This window comes from uncultured Microbulbifer sp. (genome assembly GCF_947498635.1).
GTDB lineage: Bacteria > Pseudomonadota > Gammaproteobacteria > Pseudomonadales > Cellvibrionaceae > Microbulbifer > Microbulbifer echini.
Genome location: NZ_CANMKV010000008.1, coordinates 111,381 through 135,760, shown reverse-complemented (window position 1 = coordinate 135,760; position 24,380 = coordinate 111,381). Strand labels below are relative to the sequence as shown.

At 47.9% G+C, this 24,380-nt stretch carries 20 protein-coding genes and 1 pseudogene; 5 read left to right on the top strand and 16 right to left on the bottom strand.

What is annotated here, in order from left to right:
* The 8 genes and pseudogenes from tnpA to Q1A69_RS06285 all read right to left on the bottom strand — a co-directional run.
* Nucleotides 1-410: pseudogene (gene tnpA / locus Q1A69_RS06320) on the bottom strand (IS200/IS605 family transposase); the annotation flags it as partial.
* A gap of 112 nt (nt 411-522) precedes the next feature.
* Nucleotides 523-843 carry a transposase gene (locus tag Q1A69_RS06315; RefSeq protein WP_299582746.1) on the bottom strand — a complete coding sequence of 107 codons (321 nt, stop codon included), beginning with the start codon at nt 841-843 and terminating at the stop codon, nt 523-525.
* Between the two features lie 101 nt (nt 844-944).
* Entirely contained in the window at nt 945-1,904 is a 960-nt protein-coding gene (locus tag Q1A69_RS06310; protein ID WP_299582743.1) for a glycosyltransferase, read from the bottom strand.
* Entirely contained in the window at nt 1,905-3,218 is a 1,314-nt protein-coding gene (locus Q1A69_RS06305; RefSeq protein ID WP_299582740.1) for an MATE family efflux transporter, read from the bottom strand.
* Between the two features lie 184 nt (nt 3,219-3,402).
* Nucleotides 3,403-4,473 carry a glycosyltransferase family 4 protein gene (locus Q1A69_RS06300; RefSeq protein WP_299582737.1) on the bottom strand — a complete coding sequence of 357 codons (1,071 nt, stop codon included), beginning with the start codon at nt 4,471-4,473 and terminating at the stop codon, nt 3,403-3,405.
* Nucleotides 4,474-4,511: 38 nt separating this feature from the next.
* Nucleotides 4,512-5,720, bottom strand: a complete 1,209-nt coding sequence (locus Q1A69_RS06295; protein ID WP_299582734.1) for a glycosyltransferase family 2 protein — start codon at nt 5,718-5,720, stop codon at nt 4,512-4,514.
* A gap of 72 nt (nt 5,721-5,792) precedes the next feature.
* A complete protein-coding gene (locus Q1A69_RS06290) occupies nt 5,793-7,565 on the bottom strand; it encodes a hypothetical protein (RefSeq protein WP_299582731.1) in 1,773 nt (590 codons plus the stop codon).
* Between the two features lie 309 nt (nt 7,566-7,874).
* Complete coding sequence (locus tag Q1A69_RS06285; RefSeq protein WP_299582728.1) at nt 7,875-8,282, bottom strand: pilin; 408 nt, start codon at nt 8,280-8,282, stop codon at nt 7,875-7,877.
* A 384-nt stretch (nt 8,283-8,666) separates the two neighbouring features.
* Between Q1A69_RS06285 and pilB the strand changes: the two genes are divergently transcribed.
* The 5 genes from pilB (at nt 8,667) to yacG (ending at nt 13,622) form a co-directional block, all read left to right on the top strand.
* Complete coding sequence (pilB, locus tag Q1A69_RS06280) at nt 8,667-10,379, top strand: type IV-A pilus assembly ATPase PilB (protein ID WP_299582725.1); 1,713 nt, start codon at nt 8,667-8,669, stop codon at nt 10,377-10,379.
* A 124-nt stretch (nt 10,380-10,503) separates the two neighbouring features.
* Complete coding sequence (locus tag Q1A69_RS06275; protein WP_299582723.1) at nt 10,504-11,718, top strand: type II secretion system F family protein; 1,215 nt, start codon at nt 10,504-10,506, stop codon at nt 11,716-11,718.
* Nucleotides 11,719-11,724: 6 nt separating this feature from the next.
* Complete coding sequence (locus Q1A69_RS06270) at nt 11,725-12,609, top strand: A24 family peptidase (protein WP_299582720.1); 885 nt, start codon at nt 11,725-11,727, stop codon at nt 12,607-12,609.
* A 118-nt stretch (nt 12,610-12,727) separates the two neighbouring features.
* On the top strand, nt 12,728-13,348 hold the full coding sequence (coaE, locus tag Q1A69_RS06265) for a dephospho-CoA kinase (protein WP_299582716.1): 621 nt from the start codon (nt 12,728-12,730) through the stop codon (nt 13,346-13,348).
* Nucleotides 13,349-13,406: 58 nt separating this feature from the next.
* Nucleotides 13,407-13,622, top strand: coding sequence for a DNA gyrase inhibitor YacG (yacG, locus tag Q1A69_RS06260; protein ID WP_299582713.1), 216 nt, complete (start codon nt 13,407-13,409; stop codon nt 13,620-13,622).
* Nucleotides 13,623-13,708: 86 nt separating this feature from the next.
* Here yacG and mutT read toward each other — a convergent pair whose 3' ends face one another.
* The 8 genes from mutT to Q1A69_RS06220 all read right to left on the bottom strand — a co-directional run bounded on the left by mutT (nt 13,709) and on the right by Q1A69_RS06220 (nt 24,379).
* Nucleotides 13,709-14,107, bottom strand: coding sequence for an 8-oxo-dGTP diphosphatase MutT (gene mutT / locus Q1A69_RS06255; protein WP_299582710.1), 399 nt, complete (start codon nt 14,105-14,107; stop codon nt 13,709-13,711).
* A gap of 9 nt (nt 14,108-14,116) precedes the next feature.
* Nucleotides 14,117-15,319, bottom strand: coding sequence for a bifunctional glutamate N-acetyltransferase/amino-acid acetyltransferase ArgJ (argJ, locus tag Q1A69_RS06250; RefSeq protein ID WP_299582707.1), 1,203 nt, complete (start codon nt 15,317-15,319; stop codon nt 14,117-14,119).
* Nucleotides 15,320-15,540: 221 nt separating this feature from the next.
* Nucleotides 15,541-18,285 (bottom strand): preprotein translocase subunit SecA, encoded by a 2,745-nt coding sequence (gene secA, locus Q1A69_RS06245; protein ID WP_299582705.1) that lies wholly within the window; start codon nt 18,283-18,285, stop codon nt 15,541-15,543.
* A 162-nt stretch (nt 18,286-18,447) separates the two neighbouring features.
* Nucleotides 18,448-19,383 (bottom strand): M23 family metallopeptidase, encoded by a 936-nt coding sequence (locus Q1A69_RS06240; protein ID WP_299582702.1) that lies wholly within the window; start codon nt 19,381-19,383, stop codon nt 18,448-18,450.
* A gap of 198 nt (nt 19,384-19,581) precedes the next feature.
* Nucleotides 19,582-20,493, bottom strand: a complete 912-nt coding sequence (lpxC, locus tag Q1A69_RS06235; protein WP_299582699.1) for a UDP-3-O-acyl-N-acetylglucosamine deacetylase — start codon at nt 20,491-20,493, stop codon at nt 19,582-19,584.
* Nucleotides 20,494-20,884: 391 nt separating this feature from the next.
* A complete protein-coding gene (ftsZ, locus tag Q1A69_RS06230) occupies nt 20,885-22,135 on the bottom strand; it encodes a cell division protein FtsZ (protein WP_299582696.1) in 1,251 nt (416 codons plus the stop codon).
* A gap of 88 nt (nt 22,136-22,223) precedes the next feature.
* The gene (gene ftsA, locus Q1A69_RS06225) at nt 22,224-23,459 is read right to left on the bottom strand and encodes a cell division protein FtsA (protein WP_299582693.1); all 1,236 of its coding nucleotides are present in this window, start codon (nt 23,457-23,459) and stop codon (nt 22,224-22,226) included.
* A gap of 113 nt (nt 23,460-23,572) precedes the next feature.
* Nucleotides 23,573-24,379 (bottom strand): FtsQ-type POTRA domain-containing protein, encoded by an 807-nt coding sequence (locus tag Q1A69_RS06220; RefSeq protein WP_299582690.1) that lies wholly within the window; start codon nt 24,377-24,379, stop codon nt 23,573-23,575.
* Between the last annotated feature and the right edge of the window lies 1 nt (nt 24,380).

Here is a 24,380-nt window from a genome sequence, read left to right as displayed (position 1 = left end):
TCTTGCCGGCGTTCTTCAACCTCTTGATTCTTGATGTACTCTCGAATCATCTGCTCATCAAGACCTACTGTACTCACTCAGTAGCCCCGAGCCCAAAAATGTCTTCCTGTGAAATTTCTCTGCACATGCTTGTACCTCCGAAATATCTGGATCGCAGATTTCCCTTTCAGAAACCTAACCGTATTGGAAACACTTAACCTTGGAGGAATCATTAACAACATATGAATGTGATCCCTCATTGCGTACCCCTCGACCAACTCAATGCCTTTCTGACGACATAAGTCTCGGAATATTGCTCCAATCTCACGTCTCAATGCTCCAAATAACGCTTTCTTTCGATACTTGGGCAAAAATACCACATGGTACCTGCAATAATGTTTAACGTGAGCTTGGCACTGCCAATCTCGCATATGGCCTCCTTAAAGAACTTGCCGGTTTATGGAGGCCATATTTTTACTCTGCACGCCGGAACGGCAGAGCCTTATCAAGTCTCACCGCCTGAGGCGGTGGTTTACCTATTTGTTAATTAAGAATCGTTGTCTCATCGGGAATTGGGCCATTCAAAGCCAATCCTGAAAAATTACGCATAGATTCAATCTCGTATAGCGCATCTTCCATAGCTGGATCGCTGAGGTTGTAAAACAACTGCGTGCATTGAACCCGCAGCATGACCTTCAAGGGGTAAGGCTCTCGGCCACGCTTGCCGCGTGGATAAAAAGGGACTATTCGAGCTTCCAGTCGCCGCCAAGGAATGAGGGTATTCATCTGAGAAAAAAACTTCTCTCGAGGAGTTTTACGGCGCTTCAGATTGTATTCTGCTTCGGCAAAGGTGACTTGGCGCATGATTCATCGCAATCTTGACGGATAGATGAATACTACCAAATCAGCTCGGAATTATTCAGAGGTTCCCTAGATCTTCAAAAGTGAAGAATAACCTTTCTGGATTATCTTATAACTCTACCAGCAGAATAACTCAGCATACCTACAGTCCTAACCAAGGCCCTTACAAGATAAAAGGGAATGAAATAATAAAACTTTAAAGCTTTAAAATTACGGTAAACACTATAAGAAACCACCCCTCCAGAAAAAGCCAGACAAAGCAAGCCCACCCAGAAAAGCATAAAAAAAGATTCAAACAGGAAGCCCAAAATAGAAAATAAAATAAGAAGGCTAAATACCGGCTGAAACATATCCGCTAAACTACTATAGGAATCCCCTTTCAACTTAGCAGGATATTCACGGTACAACTTAATTCTATAAAAACCCTGCATATATTGAACCTTCAAATATTTAAGTATATTTTCCTCATGAAAATGATACACTTTTGACTTTGGCTCAAACTTTAAATGGGCTCCACTTCCTGCCAACCTAAAAGAAAGCTCCACATCTTGAGCTTTTTTAAATTCAGAATTAAACCCTCCACTTGCGAGAAAAGCATCTTTTCGATACAAAACGCTAAAGGAGGCTAAAAAATCCACGTCACCATTCATTAAAGAATGCTTATGTTCAATTTCATCATGTATTAAACTAGGTAAATATTTTCCCGGAAGCTGGTTTCTATAACTGCCGCCAACTCCTATATTTTTCTTATTTTTGAGATGAAATAATAAATAATCCAGTGAGTCTTCTTGAACAACACAGTCAGCATCAACAAACCAGAGGAGCTCGCCAAGAGCATTATTTGCACCGATATTTCTAGCTCCCCCCGCTCCAAGATTTGGCGAATTAAGTAATTTAACTCCGAAAGACTTTGCAATTTCAGCCGTTTGGTCAGTGGAGCCATCATTCACCACGATAACTTCAACAAGATCGCCTCTCAATCTTAAAGGCCATAGAGATTTCAAGCAAAAACCAATATGCCGTTCCTCATTATAGGCAGGGATAATAACAGATACAGTTGACATTTAATTTACCGCCGATTGTAATTGTTCATATCTACATTTAGAAAAATATGCAAATACAAAATATAAAGATATAAAGCTATATATAGTCATCCCTCCAGCATATGCCAGACCAACCTTTTCGCCATTCAATATTGGAATGGTGAATACGGTAGTAATAAATATAAAAACAACCGCAGAAAGTGAGGCAATAGTAACCGCTTTATGATGCCCCAGTATTACAAGAAGACTAAATGACGAACTACCAATAACATTAAATATCTGACTTATCACAAGTATTCTTACTATATTCGATGCATCCGAGTAATTATGACCAAACATAGCCAACAGGAAATCAGAGAAATACAATACCAGCAGAGCCAAAGGCAAAGTAAAAGAAAATGAAACCAAAACAACAAAGGAAAAGAATTTCCTTAAGTTTTCGCCACCCTCCTGGTGCAAATATTTAGCGTAATTAGGCATCGAGTAAGCATTAATAGACATTGGTATCAAATATATCAACATAGATACTTGAATCGATATTGAATATAGAGCAACTTCCGAATCACTTGAAAAAATACCTAACATTATTTGCCCAAACCAGCCAAATACAATAAACATCAACATGGGAGGCAACCATACAACGGCATCCTTTATCATTTTAAAGGACTGAGGTAATTTCAATGTTTTGAACCTCAGGCCACAACCCGTCCTAGCCCACATTACTACTGCTAAAGCCAGTATGGCTGCATGCGAGATTAGATAGGCGTTTAAAAACAAACCAAATCCAACATTACCCAATATCAGGTATATAAAAGTGCTTATAAATAGGAAGGTAGATGACGCGCCCAACCCTTGAAACACCTGATACCAAAAAAGTATCCTGACGGCCTGAAAAAAAAATGAATGAAAATATATTGCAGCGTATAGAAAAACAATTAAAACAAGCGACGCATTTGAAATATGTACAACTGGCTCATCATAAAATACAGCCCAAAGTGCAAGTGGAGAAAGTAACAAAATAAGGGTCAATAAACCATTGGAATAAATCGCAGAAATATCCTCAGATTTACTGTGGCCATGTAATGCACTAACAGTTCTAACGATATACTGGTCTAAGCCAAGCCTCACAACCGTTCCCAGGAAACAAATAGTGGCAACTACGTAAAAGAACCGTCCCGCCTCTTCTACTTCTCCAAATCTAGCAACACACAAACCGAACAAGAAAGTGGAAATAGCCGTCAGGGACTTTAAAATAAAGGTTTTTATTATTTCTTGAAGATGAGGATACACACCTCCCAACTCAATTGATTTTTTCATTCTTGCCTGCTCACCCACTATAAATCTTTGGTTTATACTCTTGCTCAGCTTCTCTAAATCACAGACTAGCCAACAAGTTGGCCATCAAAAAATAAAACACAGGAAAGGGAAAGCGGCAAATTTACTAAAGAAAAATATAAAAAAATATCCAAGTAGATTTTTACGAAGCTCCCATAAAGCATGCACATTAAATCAATTAAAATTACCGCAAGAAATATACACCCAATCTTTCAGATAAAGTATCCAAAACACTCTTTCGGTCATACTTTTCAATACAACCTTTTAAAGCTCTTGAAATACACAGCCGCTCAATGTGGGGGAGTTTTAATACCGCCAAACTTTTCTCAATAAATTCCGGCTCGCTTTCGGCAACCAGCTTACCATGAAAGCTTAACGGTATTATTTCAGATACTGCACCATTATTCATAACAATTGGAATACATCCCGCGTCGATTGCTTCAATCAATGTTAACCCTAATGATTCCGTAATTGAAGGAAACAAAAATATCTTTGCTGTCTTCAGTAAACTTGCCAGTTCTGCTTGTTTAACAAGGCCTACAAGCTCTATATTATTTGACACTTTATATTGCCGCTGAAATTTTAATAGACTCGCCTTCTCTGGCCCATCACCAACAAATAAAAACTTTGTCCTCGGGCTTACCTCTATAGCGCTTTTAACTATTTTAATAGCGGTATGAACACCTTTCCCCCTGACCATTCTACCAGCAAATATGAAATCAATTTCGCGACCACTGTTATCGTCGTTGAAAACGCTCAAATTAACACCACCCGATGGTGAAATTAAAAAGTCTCTTCCTTTTAAGTGAGGATAGAATTTAAGCATTTTCTGATAAAAATAGTTAGAAGGGTAAATTGTTAATATCGACCGCCTAACAGCAGCGCTAGAAAGAAATCGTTTGACTGAACCCACAAACCAATTATCTGAGCTTATTATTACCCCATCACTCCCATGAAAATTACTTATCACCTTTAAGTTTGGATAAATCAAGGTTAAAAATATAATGGGTATTGCTGAGATCCCTACGTATTGAACAAAAACGATTCCTTTATAATTTCTTATTTTCAGCCAAGTTCTAATACAATACAACAAATAACCGAAAGGATTTTGGATTGTTGCAGTTAAGATGTTTTTATCAATAATCCATTCTCTTTCCTCCAATCCATCACAAATATTTTTAACGAACGCTCCCAAAGCTGGTCTTTCCTTACTTGGGTACAAATTTGAAACGACAAGTAATTTATGAGTTTTCATTTATATAAAATCATGGGCACAAACCAAACACAAACTAATCAATCATTAAAGATATTTACCAGGAAGGATCCAAAAAAATGTTGAATTCCGACCAGTAAGAGCGTTGTAGCTAATGACAGAGGCCCAAGAGCTTCTAGGTTTCTGAATGATTGCCCCATCCATTCAAAAAAAACTAAAGAAATAATAACTGCTGAAATAACCATTAACACTAAGCTTTGGATAAGCATATACTCAATCGAAAGAATAGACTTTAAATTCCTCCAGCCCCCCCCTAACAAACGGTAACCCTGCGAAATAGAATAATTAAACGACGTTACACCAAATAAAAAAAGAGTGTGTGACAAAATTATTGACATTACAGCCAGCAATAACCAATGCTCACCTATTTTAACAGTCCCTACAACCCCCCCAAGAATACTGCCATTTTGCAAAATCAAATCGAAATATACCGTTGTCCCCACACAGAAAAATATCATGGATGGAATTAAAAATATCGTAATGGGCGCTAATAACAGCATATAACGCAAATGCCTCCAGCCATCTCTAAGTGGTCTTAGGTGGGGGGGCCTACCGCGACCATCTTTATGCTGGGTCACCGGGACTTCGGTTCTCTTTAATTTTAACAGAGATGCCTTTATAAGCATTTCACTGGCAAACTCCATACCAGGAGAGGTGGCTTTTAGTTTCGTAAATGCACTTCTAGTAATAGCTCGCAACCCACAGTGAGCATCCGATAAGCCACTACCAAACAACAGGTTTAACAAACCGGTTAAGAGGGGATTACCAATATAACGATTTAAAAAAGGCAAACTGCCAGGCGCAATATCCCCTTTAAATCTTGAACCGACACACAGGTCATTACCTGCAAGCAAGCTCTCGACCATGGGAAGAGTTTCTAAAAAATTATGCGATCCATCCGCATCACCAATAATGATAAATCGGCCAGTCGAGCCTGCAATACCACCTCTTATTGCAGAACCATAGCCTTTGACAGGTATATTTTCAATACGGGCTCCTGCTAGCTTAGCAATATCTGTACTGCCATCTGTACTACCATTATCTGCTACCACCACCTCCCCATTTAAATTGAAGCGTTTATTCAGTAAATTAAGCGCTTTTAAAGCGTTTTCAACAACCGCCTTAATTGTTTCGGCCTCATTCAGGCAAGGTATAACAATAGATACATCAATTGAGCCTGCCGAAGCTAGAGTAACAGGCTGATTTTCAATAGATCTTGTTAAGCTCATTATTAATCCACAATAAACACAAAGACATACAGGGTTTAAATAAGAATTCGTTTTTTATGCGCACCATCATTGTCAATTACTTGAATGGTATATTGTGCTTTTTAAGGCGCTAAGGTTTGATTCAATCACTCTATCATGAACAACTGACATCTTATTTTGCTTATCAATCCAATCAATAAGTTTAGATGCACTTTCTTTATCCCCAGTTAATAAGTAAATTTTTGCCAACTCCAAACCTGTGACAATATTGGGTAATAACTTCCATGCATTTTCTCTAGCAATAAGCGCTTGTTTTTCTTTACCTAAAAGGAGGTATGCTCTTGCCGACAAATCCAAGTAAGAAACATATAATCGTGGACTTCGGTTTAGTGCAGAAATCTGTTCAATATCCTGAAGAAGCTGAGTCATTCCTCCTTCAGGTAAATAATAATTCACACAAGCTAGCTTTTCAGGAGTTAGGATTTCCCTCAACTGCAGATCAACAGCTATAGAATAGTGCTGCTCACGAAAATTAGAACTATATATCGGCCTAACATTATCAAGCCCAGGATACTCACATTGAATATTCAAGCGCAGTAACTCTAAAGATGGATCCGAAAATCTCGGCAGAATGAATTCAATCCTATCCAGTGCCTTCTGAGGGTTACCTGTTTCAGCAAGAAGAGAGATAATGGAAAGCTGCGCCCTTAGAGAATATGGATGCCGCTCTGACCACTTTATTGCCAAGTAACGATAATCTGACCAAGTTTCAGCCCTATTTGAAAGCAGAAGCACTGAGACAGCAAGTGGAAGTACCATCACCACTAGCGCCTTTCTGCCATGCTGTTTTTTTAAATGATTGCCTGCAAGCACTAACAAATAGGAAAAGCCTGTCGCCAATCCTATATAAGGTAAATAATTTCTGTGTTCATATTTTAACTCCATCGGAACGACTGTGGACTCAATAATATGAGTTAAATAGAACCAACAAACAGAAAAAGTAACTAATGGTGCTTTCTTTCTCAAGTAAAAAGCGAAGGCCGCTATACCGATATGGAAAAGCCACCACAGAGATGTAAATTGAATACCGTTTAAATTATAAAGCCACTCTTTATCATCATGATAAAGCCCCCAGTCCGCAGACCCTATAAAAAAGAAGCTACCCCAGTATTCAGCTATAACCTCCCCCTGAATAGATAACCTGTCTAACACAGAGAAAAATACACGATCATCCCAACTTGACCAACTATTTCTTGTTGCCAATGAGAAAATCATGAAAAAAATCACTACGCCAAAAAGTAATGCTATGTTCAGGTATGGATTGTAAAACTTCTTATATCTCTGTACAAAAGAGTATTCGATTAAAGGAACAAGTAATAAAATAATTGCTCCGTTTTCTTTAGAAAATACTGATAGAGTTGCAGCTAGTACAGATCCTGTCAGATAACAGCACGCCTTTAAAGGGGAATTTTCTAGCCGGAAAGAAATATAAAGAAATAATGACAGTATTAAAAATAATGTCATTAGCTGTGTCATTCTCTGTACGACATACAATGTAGTTGATACATGATACGGATGAAGCATCCAAATTGCCGTGGCAAGCAATGCTATCAAACCAGCTTCTCTCTCAGTAAATTTTAATGACAGTAGTTTTAATAAAACCCAAAAGAGTAATAGTCCCGTTAACAAATGTATAGCTATATTCGTCTGCTTAAAATTTTCGGGCGAAGCAGGCCAATATTGATCATTGATAAGGAATGATAGGCGAGAAACTGATCGTGTCCAGTCAGCCCCCAATGGATCAACAACATAAAGATAAAGCGAGTTTAAATCTGTTATGCCCCCACCATTGGCTATTGGGGACAAATTGGAAAAATCATCAAGTAAGAAAGGGCCCTGGACCCCTAGGTAATAACACCCCCAAGTAACAATCAGTAAAGCCCAGAGATACAGTCCGCATCTAAGTTGATATGACAATAACATTTGAAAAATACCACCTCAAGCACATTATAAATGGGATATTGTTTAGATTGTTATCTGAGTAAATTTAGGCTCTATAGTTTGTCTTTTTATTAACAAAGTGTAGGGGCAGGGTATTAAGTGAGATCACTTAAAGATAAAAAACTCAAATAAAAAAGGCCTCCAAATTGGAGGCCCTTTCAGCAGAAAATAAGTCTAACGACAATTAGCGGGTAAGTATTTGCTGTCTATGGTTCCACTACATTTCCAAGTCAAGCTACCATTGCTGACTGTAGGCGCCAGCTGAACATTTCCAGATTGGCTATCAATAGTAACACCATACACCAGCGCAGAGTTACTAGCAGTCATTTGAACACTACCAATATAGGGGCTAGGTACAACAGAGCTCACACCGGCTGCAGCCAGGGTTGTAGGGAGTTTTCCCTGAGACTGATAGTACTCTACGACACTATTCTTGTGCGCTCCCGCTTGCAATATGACTTCAGACATTTTAGAGCGAATGGTGTAATCCTGGTAAGCGGGCAAGGCAACCGCCGCGAGAATACCGATGATTGCTACAACAATCATCAATTCAATAAGAGTAAAACCCTGTTGCTTTTTCATTGTAACCGTCTCCATACAGACTTGTAATATAAAGTGAATCCCGTGAGGATGTCGCCGAACAAGATACAAGGATTATGCCAAGGTTGGCAAGATAAGCGAAACCTTATGTGTAATCGGTGTGCGGTCTATCACTTCTCTCAGGTCAAGGGCTTTAACAGGCTGTTACTACTGACAACAGTGGCCGGGTTGTGACGAAATTTGTCACCTTCTGTATATAATGAAACCCCCGAGAAATGTAATGTCCTTTTTGTTGATATTTGGCTCAGATTCATTAATTCGCTATATTCCACCACTTCTTCTATTCATGCCTAGGTTTGCATAGGGCTAACAAAATATGTCCACTCTCAATACCTGGCGCAAGAGAACCATAGCGGCAGTTTATCAATGACAACTTCCCCCCTCAGCGGCTTAGCGAAACGTCTTGTTGCAGACAAAATCCTCGAAGAACAAGCGGCAGCATCTGCAATTAAGGCAGCCCGAAGAGAAAACCAGACTTTCGCCCAGCACGTAGTGGAATCCAAACTTGTTAAAAGCCGCGAACTTGCGAAAGTCGCTTCAGAGGCATTTGGCACCCCTCTTTTTGACATGAGCGCCTACAATTTTGACTTGATTCCAAAGGGCGTCGTTGATGAAAAACTCATCAGTAAACACTTTGCTCTACCTCTTTACAAGCGTGGCAACCGCCTTTTTATCGCAGTTGCCGACCCTACGAATCTGGCTGGCCTAGATGAAATTAACTTCAATACAGGCCTCAATACAGATGCTGTACTCGTTGACGCCGATAAGTTGTCCAAAGCTATTGAGAGTTACCTTTCCGACAGTGGCGATATGGGTGCAGGACTGGAAGGGATGGATGATGAAGAGCTGGACGCCCTGGATGTTGGTGGCGATGATAAAGATAATGGGGACTCCGATGATCCCGGAGGCGATGAGGCGCCGGTAGTACGTTTTGTGAACAAAGTGCTACTCGATGCTATTCGTAGCGGCGCCTCTGATATTCATTTTGAACCCTATGAAAAATCCTACCGAGTTCGTTTCCGCACCGATGGCGTCTTACATGAAGTCGCCAGGCCCCCGATTCAGCTCTCTAGTCGACTGTCGGCACGCTTGAAGGTGATGTCCAGAATGGACATCTCTGAAAAGCGTGTACCTCAGGATGGCCGTATCAAGATGAAGCTGTCCAAAACCAAGGCGATTGACTTCCGTGTAAACAGCCTACCGACCTTATGGGGGGAGAAAATTGTATTGCGGATTCTGGACCCCTCTTCCGCCAAGCTCGGCATTGATGCACTTGGCTATGAGGACGAGCAGAAAAAAATCTATATGGATGCCCTGGCCCAGCCCCAGGGGATGATCCTGGTCACCGGCCCCACCGGCTCCGGCAAGACTGTCTCGCTCTATACGGGCCTGAATATCCTCAATACCTCGGAACGCAATATCTCCACCGCGGAAGATCCGGTGGAAATCAACCTGGAAGGTATCAACCAGGTCAACGTCTCCAATAAGGTGGGGCTTAACTTTGCCGAGGCACTACGCTCCTTTCTACGACAAGACCCAGACATCGTAATGGTGGGGGAGATACGGGATCTGGAGACGGCCGAAATTGCCATCAAAGCTGCTCAGACCGGGCACCTAGTGCTTTCAACACTGCACACCAACTCAGCCCCAGAAACTCTCACTCGCTTGATGAATATGGGGGTCCCCACTTTCAATATAGCCACTTCGGTCAGCGTAATTATTGCCCAACGCCTGGCAAGACGTCTGTGCAATGAGTGCAAGAAACCTGTCAACTTACCTGAAGAAGTACTAGAGACCGAGGGCTTTGATTCGGTAACCATCCCTCAAGGCGACTGGAGTATTTATCAGCCCGTTGGCTGTGAACACTGCTCCAAGGGCTATAAGGGCCGCGTGGGCGTGTATGAAGTGGTTCGCATTACCGATAGCATCTCCAGAATTATAATGGAGGGAGGCAACTCTATTCAGATAGCTGATAAAGCCCGCGAGGAGGGCTTTAACAACTTGAGAATCTCTGCTCTACGTAAAGTAGTAATGGGGATTACGAGCCTGGAGGAGGCGAATCGGGTAACCAAGGATTAGCAATCTTCATATTTGGCTCCGCGCCATACAAGTGGCTGAAACTTAGGGTTTTGCGGTTACACAAGTTAACGGCAGAAGCAGACAATATACCTTTGCTAACAAAGATAGAGCAGGAAAAGCACATATGGCCAATGCCACAGCAGTCCCATATATCTACAAAGGGGTGGATAGCAAGGGGGCTAAGGTCCAAGGGGAAATCAATGGTATCAGCCCAGCTCTGGTGAAAGCCCAGTTACGTAAACAGGGGATTATTGCCAATCGTGTACAGAAAAAGCCCAAACCTCTGTTTGGGGGGGGGAAGAAAAGGGTTAAGCCTGCAGATATTGCCCTGTTTACTCGCCAGATGGCCACCATGATGAAGGCCGGCGTTCCCTTAGTGCAAAGCTTTGAGATTGTTGCCGATGGCTTAGACAATCAGGGGGTTAAAGAACTAATTTTTAAGGTTCGAGATGAGGTGGCCTCAGGAACAGCCTTCGCTGATGCCCTGCGAAAACACCCTCTTTATTTTGATGATTTATTTTGTAACCTTGTCGCCTCCGGTGAGCAATCCGGAGCACTTGAGACCATGCTGGACAGGATTGCTACCTATAAAGAAAAAACAGAGTCCTTAAAAGCAAAAATCAAGAAGGCGATGACCTACCCTATCGCTGTTGTTGTGGTTGCAATCATTGTCACCTCCATCTTGCTGATAAAGGTTGTGCCACAGTTTGCTGAGACCTTTTCTAGTTTCGGGGCCGACTTACCCGCATTCACCCAGCTTGTTGTTGGTATGTCTGAATGGATGCAAGCTAATTGGTTCTTTGCATTAATAGCTGTTGTTATCGGAGTTGGCGGCACTATTGAAGCGAAAAAGCGTAATAAGAAAGTTGCTGAATTTTTCGACCGGCTAATATTGAAGCTTCCTATTCTCGGCGGCATCACCTACAACTCAATTTCAGCAAGATTCGCCCGTACTTTATCTACAACTTTTGCCGCCGGGGTTCCTCTTATCGATGCTCTTAAGTCTGTTGCCGGGGCTACAGGCAACAGTCTGTATGAAGAGGCAACTCTTAAGGTCAAAGATTCTGTTGCTACTGGCATCCCCTTGAATGCTGCCCTGCGCTCTTCCGGCCTGTACCCCACCATGTTAGTTCAAATGACTGCAATTGGTGAAGAATCCGGTGCATTAGACGAGATGCTAGGAAAGGCCGCTGATTACTACGAAGAAGCTGTCGATAACATGGTGGATAACCTTACCACCCTTCTTGAACCCATGATTATGGCCGTACTCGGTATTCTTGTAGGCGGCTTGATGATTGCCATGTATCTTCCTATCTTCCAGCTGGGTCAAGTCGTATAAAAAATAATGCAAGAATATTTATCTTTTTACCCTGCGCTGCTTATAGGCAGCGCATTTATTTTAGGCCTACTTATAGGCAGCTTCCTCAATGTTGTCATCCTGCGCCTGCCAATAATGATGGAGCGAGAATACAAGCGGGATTTCTATAGCTACTTCAACGCTCAACCCGATCCCGCAGAGCAAGAAGAGTTAGAAAAACCTTTTAATCTGGTGCTACCGCACTCCCACTGCCCCAAGTGCAAAACGGAAATCAAACCCTGGCAAAATATTCCAGTTGTCAGTTATCTGCTACTACGAGGTAAATGCGGCTCCTGCGGCACACACATATCCAAGCGCTACCCCCTGGTTGAACTGGCTACCGGTATTCTTACGGCGGTGGTGGTCTGGCAGCTGGGCTTTACCTGGCAGGCGCTGGCAGGCTGTGTATTTACCTGGGCCTTGGTCGCATTGACCGGTATCGATTTCGACAAGCAGTTGTTGCCTGATAGCATCACCCTGCCGCTACTTTGGGGCGGGCTGCTTATGAACCTCTGGGGTGTTTTTGTTCCACTGCAGGACGCCGTGATTGGAGCTATTGCCGGTTATCTCGCTCTTTGGCTGGTATTCCATATCTTTAAGCTGGTCACCGGCAAAGAGGGGATGGGCGCCGGGGATTTCAAAATACTCGCGGCAATCGGGGCTTGGTTTGGCTGGCAGATGCTGCCTTTGGTGATTCTGCTCTCTGCCGCTGTGGGCGCTATTGCCGGTCTATCCTGGAGCCTGGCTGTTGGTCGCGATCGCAATTTGCCGATTGCCTTTGGTCCCTATCTGGCTGGTGCCGGTTGGATTGCTATGTTGTGGGGGGAACAAATCGTTGGCTGGTATTTGAATTTCTCCGGGCTCGGTGGCTAATTCAGGCTTCCGCCCACAATTCGCCCATATCGGGCAAGTGAATTACCATAAACCCGGCCAGCTACTGGCCGGGTTTCGTATTTTTAGCCCTCAACTTTCACTCCGAGGAGACATTCCATTGTTCCGAATAGGCTTAACCGGTGGTATCGGCAGCGGCAAGTCGGCCGCCGCCGCCTACTTTCGCGAGCTGGGCATTCATGTGGTGGACGCGGACTGGGCGGCAAGGGTAGTGGTACAACCAGGTAGGCCAGCCCTGGAGCAAATCGCCCAGCACTTCGGGGCCAGTGTACTGCTTGAGAATGGTACATTGGACCGGGCGCAGCTACGCGCTTTAGTCTTTGATAATCCCGCAGAACGCGCCTGGCTGGAAGGGCTGCTACATCCCCTGATTCGCGAGGAGATACTTTTATCTCTGGCACAGAGCGCAAGCCCCTATGCGATTTTAGAATCGCCACTACTCATAGAGTCCGGGCAGTATCAGTTAGTAGACAGGATATGCGTGGTGGATCTGCCGGAAAGTCTGCAGCTGGAAAGAGCCAGCACCAGGGATGAGAATCACCCAGAGCAGATTCGTAAGATTATGGCCGCGCAGCTGGATAGACAGGAGCGCCTAGCCAAGGCGGACGATGTACTGGACAATACTGCGGACTTAGCGGCACTCAACCGTCAAATTGAGGCCCTACATCAGAAATACCTGTTACTGGCGGCAGCGGCGCAAGAGTGTCCGCCATCCAAATAATTCGCCCCAAGAGGGCATACGACCCACCCTAACTGAATAAGCAGAATCCAGACCCACTATGTCCAAGCCGAAAGAAGCCCCCAGCCTGAATTGCCCTACCTGTAAGAAGCCCATCGAGTGGAGCGACAAATTTCCCTTTAAGCCTTTTTGCAGTGAGCGCTGCAAGCTAATCGATCTGGGGGAGTGGGCCAGTGAGGGACATAAAATAGCGGGGGAATCGATTTACGATGACGTGCTGAGTGACGAGCTGGACCCGAATAAGCAGCGCCACTAAGTGCGAATCACAAATCCTATTCGCCATCACTGGGGCCTCGTGCACATCTTGTGCAGAGGCCCACAGTGTAACCGGCGCAGACCGCCTTAATTTTCTACAGTCTGAATGGCCTTAATAATTGCCTGGTTGGCATCCGGGAATTGGTAATTCTCTAATCCCTGCACGGTCGCCCAGGCTGTCTCTTGCCCCTCACAACCTTCAGGCTCCCCGCTGAATGCGGTGACCAGCCAGGTATCTAAAAGTACGCTTTTCTCTGGGTACTCGTGGCGAATTTCTACCAGTGGCTGCAGCTCTTGCACCTCAATAGCCACCTCTTCCCTTAGCTCTCTGGAAAGGGCCTGCTGCACGGTTTCTCCAGCTTCCACCTTACCGCCAGGAAACTCCCAAAGCCCACCCATATGTAAATGCTTGGGGCGACGGGCAATCAGGATCTTGCCATCACCGCGGCGAACAACCCCCACGGCGACATGAATAACACGGCTCACAACAACTCCTCAGGTACGGTATTCGGCGTTGATGGTGACATACTCGCGGGAGAAGTCACAGGTCCAGATATGCTCACTGGCGTTGCCACGACCAAGCTCGATGCGAACAGTAAACTCAGGCTGAGAAAACACCTGTTCGCCCAGCTCTTCCCGATAGTCCGCCGCGCGGCCTCCGCCTTCCACCACCTGCACACGATCTAAAAATATATTGACCTTGCCGGTATCTAAATCATTTGGCAGGGCATTGCCAATAGCCATTACCAGACGCCCCCAATTGGGGTCGGAGGCGTAGAGCGCAGTCTTTACCAGAGGTGAGTTACCCACTTCAAAAGCCACCTTAAGTGCCTCTTCGCTATTGTCTGCGCCATCGACCTGCACGGTGACAAATTTAGTGGCACCTTCGCCGTCTTTAACCACTTCCTGAGCCAACTCGACATGCACCTCGGTAATAGCTTGCATTAGCGCGCCATAGCTTTCATCGGATCGAGTCTGGATTGACTCGCCGACAGCACCACTGGCAATCAGTACGCAGGCATCATTGGTTGAGGTATCCCCATCTACGCTAACCCGGTTGAACGAGGCGCTCACCGCATCCCTCACCATCTCATCCAGCAGCGGCTGGGCCACGGTTGCATCGGTGGCAACATAGGCGAGCATAGTTGCCATATTTGGCTGAATCATGCCCGAACCCTTGGCGATACCCACTACCGCAATTTCTTCACCACGGATCTCCAGGGTGCGCTTAGCGATTTTTGGACGGGTGTCCGTCGTCATAATCGCTTCTGCAGCTCTTCCCCAGCCATTGCCGGCCAGCGCTTCAGCGGCTGGGGGAATGGCATCGAGCAAGCGTTGCAGTGGCAGGTGTTCACCGATCACTCCGGTACTAAAGGGCAGCACCTGTTCCGCCCGAATACCCATAGCCGCCGCCACAGCCGCACAACAGGCTTTGGCATCGCTGAGACCGCGGGTGCCTGTGGCCGCATTAGCATTACCCGCATTGACCAACAGCGCGCGAATATCCCCCTGGGCAATATGCTCTTTCGCTACCAGTACCGGTGCGGCACAGAAGCTATTCTGGGTGAAGGTGGCCGAGACCGATGCACCTTCAGAGATCTCGACCAATAACAGATCGTCACGGAGCCAATTCTTGATATTGGCCGGCACACTGGCAAGACGGACCCCTTTCAGGGAAGGAAGTTGTAGTTCAGACATATCGATTTGGCTTAATACCCTAAACGCAAGCTTGCTGCGCGGGCTGGCTATGGAAGAAAGGACGTCATTATTAAAGCCCAACCAGAATGAGGCAAGAAAAATCCGCACCATGTGCGGAAATCAGCCCTCATGCCGCAGAATATTTTTAAGACTGCTAAAAAAATACCCCGCGAAAGCGGGGTATTTGGTGGCAAAGTCGGCCTATCAAGCCGGATATCTCTCTAGCTTTGGGTCGAGGAAGCCAATTTTCCGTGACACTGCTTGTACTTTTTACCGGAGCCACAGGGACAGGGGTCATTGCGGCCAACTTTCGGTCCACGGCGCTCCGGCACCAGGGTCGCCTGCTGTTGGGGCTCACTCTCAGGCAGGGCGGAAGCTTCCGCATGTTGCAGCTCCAGCTGCTGCTGCCGCTGCTCCTCCAGACGGCGCTCCTCCAGCTCATCCATCTGCTCGCGGGTCATCGGCTCCACATGGGCAAGGATACGTACCACTTCGTGCTTGAGGTTTTCCAGCATGCTTTGGAACAAGTGGAAAGATTCGCGCTTGAATTCCTGTTTGGGGTTCTTATTGGCATAGGCGCGTAAACCAATACCGGCTCTCAGGTGATCCATACTGGAAAGGTGTTCTTTCCATAGCTGGTCCAACACCTGCAGCATGATTTGACGCTCCACGGTGGGCATCAAGTTGGCATCGCCGGAAGATTCACTGATGCGCGTAACCTTAGCGGCATAGGCGTTCTGCGCCTCTGCTGTAATCTTCTGGCGCAGAGTCTCTTCGTGCAGGTTACGATCCTCATCCAGCCACTTCTGGATAGGTAACTCGACACCCAGCTCACCGGCGAGCTGCTGCTCCAGAGCAGGGATATCCCACTGCTCTTCAACACTTTCTGGGGGCACAGAGGCCGATATAATCTCGTGTACCACATCTTCGCGAATAGCGTTGATGGTATCGCTGATCGTGTCGGCTTCCAGCAATTCGTTGCGCTGACTGTAAATCACCTGGCGCTGGTCATTAGCCACGTCATCGTATTCGAGCAACTGCTTGCGGATGTCGAAGTTGCGCCCCTCAACACGCCGCTGAGCCTTTTCGATAGCGTTAGAAACCATGCGGTGTTCGATGGCCTCACCGCGCTCCATGCCCAGCATTTGCATGAAATTCTTCACCCGGTCGGAGGCGAAGATACGCATCAGGCTGTCTTCCAGAGACAGGTAGAAACGGGTCACACCCGGATCACCCTGGCGCCCTGCGCGACCACGCAGCTGATTATCGATCCGGCGGGACTCGTGGCGCTCAGTACCAATAATATGCAGGCCGCCGGCTTCGATAACCAAGTCGTGGCGCTTCTGCCAGTCCTCTTTCAGTCTGGCCAGCTCAGCCTCGCTTAAGGCGCTTCCTTTTTCCTGGGCAAGAGTTTCCGCTTCGGATTCCCAGTTACCACCCAAGACAATATCAGTACCGCGACCAGCCATATTCGTGGCAATGGTAACTTCGCCGGGACGACCGGCCTGGGCGATAATCTGCGCTTCCCGCTCGTGGTATTTGGCGTTCAGCACCTGGTGCTTAATGCCCGCCTTTTGCAGCAAGCGCGACATTTCCTCGGAGGTCTCGATAGAAGCGGTGCCCACCAGGATCGGCGCCTTCTTCTCACGGCAGAATTTGACGTCCTCAATGATGGCGTCCATCTTCTCCTCTTGGCTCAGATAGACCAGATCATTGAGATCTTCCCGCTGAATGTCTTTGTTCGTGGGGATAACCACCACATCCAGGCCATAAATTTGCTGAAATTCAAACGCCTCGGTATCCGCGGTACCCGTCATACCGGAAAGTTTGGGGTAGAAGCGGAACAGGTTCTGGAAGGTGGTGGAAGCCAGGGTCTGGCTTTCATTCTGGATCTGCACACTCTCCTTGGCCTCTAAGGCCTGATGCAGCCCCTCGGAAAGGCGACGACCCGGCATGGTGCGGCCGGTATGCTCATCGATTAACACGACCTGGCCGTTTTGCACGATATAATCCACATCGCGGTTAAACAGCACCTGGGCACGCAGCGCAGCATGCACATGGTGCAACAGGCCCAGGTTACCGGGAGCATACAGGGACTGATCTTCTTTCATCAGCCCACTGCGGGACAGCAAGTCTTCAACCAGCTGATGCCCCTGCTCGGTCAGCTCCACCTGGCGGGTCTTTTCATCTACCGTGTAGTGACCCTCCCCACCCTCTTCGGCGCGCTCCAACTGAGGAATCAGCTTGTTCATGGCCAGATACAGGTGGGAGGAATCTTCTGCCGCGCCGGAAATAATCAGCGGGGTGCGCGCTTCATCGATAAGGATGGAGTCCACCTCATCCACAATGGCAAAATTCTGCGGGCGCTGGGTGCGGTCTTCTTTGCGCAACACCATATTGTCACGCAGATAGTCAAAGCCAAATTCGTTGTTCGTACCGTAAGTAATATCGGCCTGATAAGCGGCCTTTTTATCGTCGGGGTTTTGCTGGGAAACAATCACCCCTACGGTCAGGCCGAGGAACTCATAAACTGGTCGCATCCAGTTGGCATCCCGCGATGCCAGGTAGTCATTGACCGTCACAATGTGAACACCTTTGCCTTCCAGGGCGTTCAAGTAGGCGGGCAATGTCGCCACCAGGGTTTTACCCTCACCGGTGCGCATTTCCGCAATACGGCCTTCGTGCAAGGTCATACCGCCGATCAGCTGCACATCAAAATGGCGCATCCCCAGGGTACGCCGACCAGCTTCACGCACAGCGGCAAAGGCTTCGGGTAACAACCGATCCAGGGTTTCCCCATCCACAACACGTTTCTTAAACTCTTCTGTTTTGGCGCGAAGAGCGGCATCGTCCAGTTGCTGAAAATCCCCTTCCAGCGCGTTGACCTTCTCCACGATGCGTCGCATGCGCTTCAGCTCGCGGTCATTTTTTGTACCAAAGACCGATTTAATCAGTTTGCCAATCATTATCTAGAAACCACTTATCTTATGTGCGCTGTCGGCGCTAATGCTGGGCAGATATCGCACCGACACTCCTTTATGCGAGGGGTGCAAGTAAACAGGAAGGCGCAAGCGCTGGCAACTCCTATGCCAAGCTGCCAGCAATTACGCGTAAGGGAAGAATAGTTGTTATCTGCCTGTGCGGCGGATATAGCTGGCCGGGTCGACCGTGCGGTTGTTCTTGAAGATTTCGAAGTGCACGTGAGGGCCGGTGGAGCGACCACTGGAGCCCATCTGGGCAATCACCTGGCCTTTTTTTACCACATCACCGAGACCGACATTGAGCTTGCTGTTATGGCCATAGCGGGTGGAATAACCATTGCCGTGGTTGATTTCCACTAAATGACCGTAACCGTGACGCTCATCAGCCCAGGTAACAACACCCGCGGCAACGGAAACCACGTCCGAGCCCTTCTTGCCGGCAAAGTCCACGCCCTTGTGCCAAGTGCGTCGCCCGGTAAAGGGGTCTGTACGATAACCGTATCGTGAGGACATCCAACCCTTAGTAATTGGGCGCCCGGCGATAAACTGCTCGTCCTCCAGCTGGAGATTGGCCATCAGGGATTCGAGCGTATTAAGCTGCATTTGGCGATCATCCACTTTATGGGACAGGTCGCCAATCACATCGAGAAATTCGGGGGGCTGATAAGGCAGTTCCGACGTACCTGAGATTCCGGGATCCTCCGGACCGCCCACGGCGGGAGCCGCACTGAATTCGAACTCGCCTTCATCGAGGTTGGCCGCCGCGGTAAGGCGCTCGCCAACGGCATCCAAACGGGTGAGACGGGCCTGTAGCTCAGCCAGTTTGACCGTGAGCGCAGCGAGCTGCTCATGCGCTTCGCGATCAGCCTCTTCAATTTCCTGCTGCTGTTTACGCAGGGCACGCTCCCACGCCTTGGCCGTGCGCGCGTCGAACAAATCTGATTTGGTCACAGGTAGATTGGCACCCAACAGGAAGGCACCAACGGGCAAACCGAGCAGGCATAAGCTCAACAGCGCTTTGCTCAATCCACCAAAATTAAAGCTGCGGGTTGCACCGCGCTCATTGACCAGAATTACTTTCATAACAAGCAGGAGAAGTTCGACATTTTGTAATTTTTTTGTCTCGGTATAAAAGAGACGAGACTCCAGCGCTATACCTCATAGTAAACGGTTGGGAAATCCCCGACGCCGGGCAAGATTATCAGAATTGCCAGGCCTTCTCTGCTGAATCAGTCACGTAAAAAAGCCGGCTTTGTAATGCCGGCTTTTTATGGAGGGGGATTAAACGGCCAGTATTGGCTTAACGTAAGAGATAGGAGCCTCTTGCTCTCCCTCAAAAGTCACCATTTCCCAGGCGTCTTTTTGTGTCATTAGATGGCGCAGGGATTTATTGTTCAAAGAATGGCCAGACTTAAAGGCCTTGAACTCGCCGATCAGGCTGGTACCCAGCAAATAAAGGTCGCCGATTGCATCGAGAATTTTGTGTTTCACAAATTCGTCTTCGTAACGCAATCCACCCTCGTTCAAAATACGATACTGGTCAACCACGATGGCATTATCCACTGAGCCACCCTGAACCAGCCCCTTGGAGCGCAAGTATTCAATTTCGTGCATAAAGCCGAATGTACGCGCGCGACTCACCTCTTTCACGAAGGAGGTGCTGGAGAAATCCACAGAAGAAGTCAGATTGCGCCCTTGGAAAACCGGGTGGTCGAAGTCAATGGTAAAGGACACTTTGAAACCATTGAAAGGCAGGAAACTGGCAACTTTGTCACCCTCTTCCACAGTGATCGGCTTCTTGATACGCAGGAATTTCTTCGGCGCAGACTGCTCCTGAATACCGGCAGACTGAATGAGAAATACGAATGGACCGGCACTGCCGTCCATGATCGGCACTTCCTGGGCGGAAAGTTCAACAATGGCATTATCAATACCAAGACCCGCCATCGCAGAGAGCAGATGCTCGACCGTAGCGATGCGCACATCGTCCTTTACCAGGGTAGTGGAGAGCAGGGTATCACCCACATTCTCGGCGCGGGCTTCAATTTCGACCACCGGATCTAGGTCCGTTCTACGGAACACGATGCCGGTGTCTACGGGAGCCGGCTTAAGGGTTAGAATAACCTTTTTGCCAGTGTGCAGACCTACGCCAGTGGCGCGAATAGCATTTTTAAGCGTGCGCTGTTTGATCATGAAACTATCTTTTCCCAGTCGGTGGTCTACGCATAATGCGCAGCAAGCCGCCGATATTAGCATAATTGCGACGCCAATACCAATTGTGAGCGTGTGGTCAGATCAACACACCGCCACCTTCCTTGAAAGGATAGTTTAAGCAAAGATTGGAGCGCCACACCTCAGTCGCTGAAACAGCATTCTAAGACCTCTAGCTCCAGGTTCACTGTAAAAAATTGTTAATTAAACTTCTTTTCCTGACCAAAAAGTCAAAATAAATCCCTTTTAAGTTGTCCGCTCTCTACCAGTAACAGTTGACTGGCCTTCCTGGAACAAGCCACACCGCAGAGGCGACACCCAGCCCAGGGGCTGGGCGGACATGAGCAGTGTACTGCCTCTGCGGCGGCTCTCCTCAATCGGCTTGGCGACGCAGGAACGCTGGAATATCCAAGTACTCCATGTCCGCATCTGCCGAGTTCAGAGTCGGAGCCGGGCGCTTTGGACGCTCGACATCCACCCGGGGGCGAGGGTCCGCAGTATTTTCGCGAGAGACCAGCCCCGCCGCGCCGTGGCTTTCACGCATTTCGCGCATATCGCGGGCTTCTCTCGTCTCACGGGGCTCGCGCATATCACGAGACTCCGGACGACGGGTGTTGTCCACCACCTTGGCCGGACGCGCCGTAGGGGTTCCCTCTCCCAGACCCGCGGCCACAACGGTCACGCGCATCTCATCACCCAGCTTATCATCCACCGCGGTGCCAATAACCACCGTGGCTTCATCTGAAGCGATCTCCTGCACGATCTCACCGACCTCTGAGTATTCCCCCAGCGTCAGCTCCTGGCAGCCGGATTCTTCACTGCCGGTAATAATATTGACCAAGATACCGCGGGCACCGGCAAGGTTGACGTTATCCAGCAGTGGGCTGCGAACCGCCTTTTCCGCGGCTTCACGGGCTCGATTCTCGCCAATTGCGGATCCGGAACCCATCATTGCCATCCCCATCTCAGACATCACCGTACGCACATCGGCAAAGTCCACGTTCATAATACCTGGGCGGATCATCAGATCGGCAATGCCCTGCACCGCTCCGAGCAGTACGTTGTCGGCCTCTTTATAGGCAGACTTCATGGTGATCTTGCTGCCCAATACCTCCAACAGGCGATCATTGGGGATAGTGATCAGGGAGTCCACTTTATCGCGCAGCTCGAGAATACCCTCCTCAGCCACAACGGTGCGCTTGCGCCCTTCGATCTTAAACGGACGGGTCACCACAGCCACGGTGAGAATACCGAGTTCTTTGGCAATCTCGGCCACAATCGGTGCCCCACCGGTGCCGGTGCCACCACCCATGCCAGCGGTAATAAAGACCATATCGGCACCGCTCAGGACCTCAGCGATCCGATCGCGGTCTTCCAGGGCCGACTCTCGACCAATATCGGGATTGGCCCCAGCACCCAAACCGCGGGTAATGGTATTACCAAGCTGCAGAATGGTTTGCGCTTCAACATCTTTGAGCGCCTGAGCGTCGGTGTTCGCGCAGATAAAGTCCACGCCCTCCACGTCACTGACAATCATATGCTTTACAGCATTGCCACCGCCGCCGCCGACTCCTATTACCTTGATGACAGGTTTATCCTGTACGCTATCAACTAGCTCGAACATCGCTGTTCCCCTTTCTTGCTCATGTCGAATATTACAGCCACGCTTAAAAAAAATCCCTTATGGGATGGCTAATTCTGGTTGCATGCTATTACAAATTTCCGCGAAACCAGTGTTTCACTTTATCCCACCACTGATTATCGTTGCGCACGGGCTGAGTTTTACCCCCGGCAGACTCGTCTTGCTGCATCGCATACATCAATAATCCAACTCCGGTGGAGTAAATTGGATTACTTACAATATCAGTTAAACCGCAAATTCCCTGAGGCACCGCGAGGCGCACAGGCATATGGAAAATTTCCTCAGCCAGTTCAACCGCACCCTCCATTTTTGAGGAGCCTCCAGTTAAAACCACTCCTGCTGCGCACAGGTCCTCAAATCCGCTGCGACGTAATTCCGCCTGCACCAAAGTAAATAACTCGTCATAGCGGGGCTCCACCACTTCGGCCAGGGCCTGACGAGATAAATCCCTGGGCTCTCTGTCTCCCACGCTCGGCACCTTAATGGTTTCACCTTCCCGCGCAAGTTTTGCCAGTGCACAGGCATACTTTATTTTTAAGTCTTCAGCGTGCGGCGTCGGTGTGCGCAAAGCCATGGCAATATCATTGGTCACCTGATCCCCGGCAATCGGAATGACACCGGTATGACGAATCGAACCTCCAGTAAATACGGCAATATCGGTAGTACCCCCACCAATATCGACCATACATACTCCGAGTTCTTTCTCATCTTCAGTCAGAACCGCATAGCTGGAAGCGAGCTGCTCGAGGATGACATCCTCCACCTCAAGCCCACAGCGACGGATACACTTTTCAATATTTTGCGCGGCATTAACCGCACCACTTACCAGGTGTACCTTCGCTTCCAATCGCACACCCGACATTCCCAGTGGCTCCTTCACGCCCTCCTGGTTGTCGATCAGATACTCTTGCGGAAGGGTATGTAAAATCTTCTGATCCGCGGGAATGGCAACCGCACGGGCCGCATCGATAACCCGATCCAAATCCTGCTGAGTTACCTCACGATCTTTAATCGCCACAATACCGTGTGAATTAAGGCTGCGAATATGGCTACCCGCGATACCGGCGTAGACAGAGTGGATTTCACACCCCGCCATCAACTCCGCCTCCTCTACTGCGCGCTGAATAGATTGCACAGTGGACTCAATATTGACCACCACACCTTTTTTCATACCAGTGGAGCGGTGCGAACCTATACCGACAATATTGAGTGCCCCGTTAGCGCCTACCTCGCCCACGATGGCAACTACCTTGGAGGTGCCGATATCCAGCCCAACAATCATGCGCTGATCGGATACTTGTGTCATTTTTGTTCCAACCTCGCTGGGCCATGCTCCGGGTCTCTTTTTTGAGTATCCGCCGGACCACCGCCTTCGCTTTTAAACTTTATTTTCAACAGCGGCTATCACCGCATCCCTGTTTACTCTTGCTCGCTCTTCCATTGAACCGCTACCGCGTTGCCATAACGGGTATCTACCCCGGCCACTTTTTGTAAATACGGAGCGAGTAAGCCGCGGCTCAATGAGAGAAAGCGGTTAACTCGCTCCAGCAGTGCATCATGCCCGAGTTTTAATTCAATTCCCGACACTAACTCCAGGTGCCAGCCACTAAGGTCATCAAATGACAACCGTTTGACCTCCATGTCCCGTGTAGTCAATAGACTCGCAAGCGCTTGGTACTGAGACATGATTTGCCCCACCAGTTCTTCATCCCCGGCGAGTTCAGGCAAATTACCGACCTGCATTTGCACCGGTCGCGGCAATAATGCCCCACTGGCCACCAGTAATCGGTCGCGCCCCCAAACGGCAAGAGGCTGCGCCTCGCTGACCTCAACAACAACACCCTTAGGCCAGCGCCTATTTATCGATGCCCGAATAACCCACGGGTGCTCCAATAAGGCAAAGCGCATCGCGCGGATATCAGCAGAAAAAAAACCTGCATGCAAATAAGGCAGTAAGATTTCTTTTATCTGCTCTTCAGTCACCGCATTGAACGTTCCGCGAACCTCAACCTGCTCCAGCACATCAACTTTGCTCAACTGAAATGCCGGTAAACGCTGCCACAACCAATAACCGCCGGTGGCCAGTCCGCTGGACAAAAGCACCAATGCAACCAGCAGCAACCAGGGGTGCCAATGAACTCTGCTTTTCGTCGCCTCCCCGAGAGGACTAGCCCCGCGTACAGATGTGCGCTTTGTTCTCGCGGATTTTTTTTCTGAGGGTCTCACT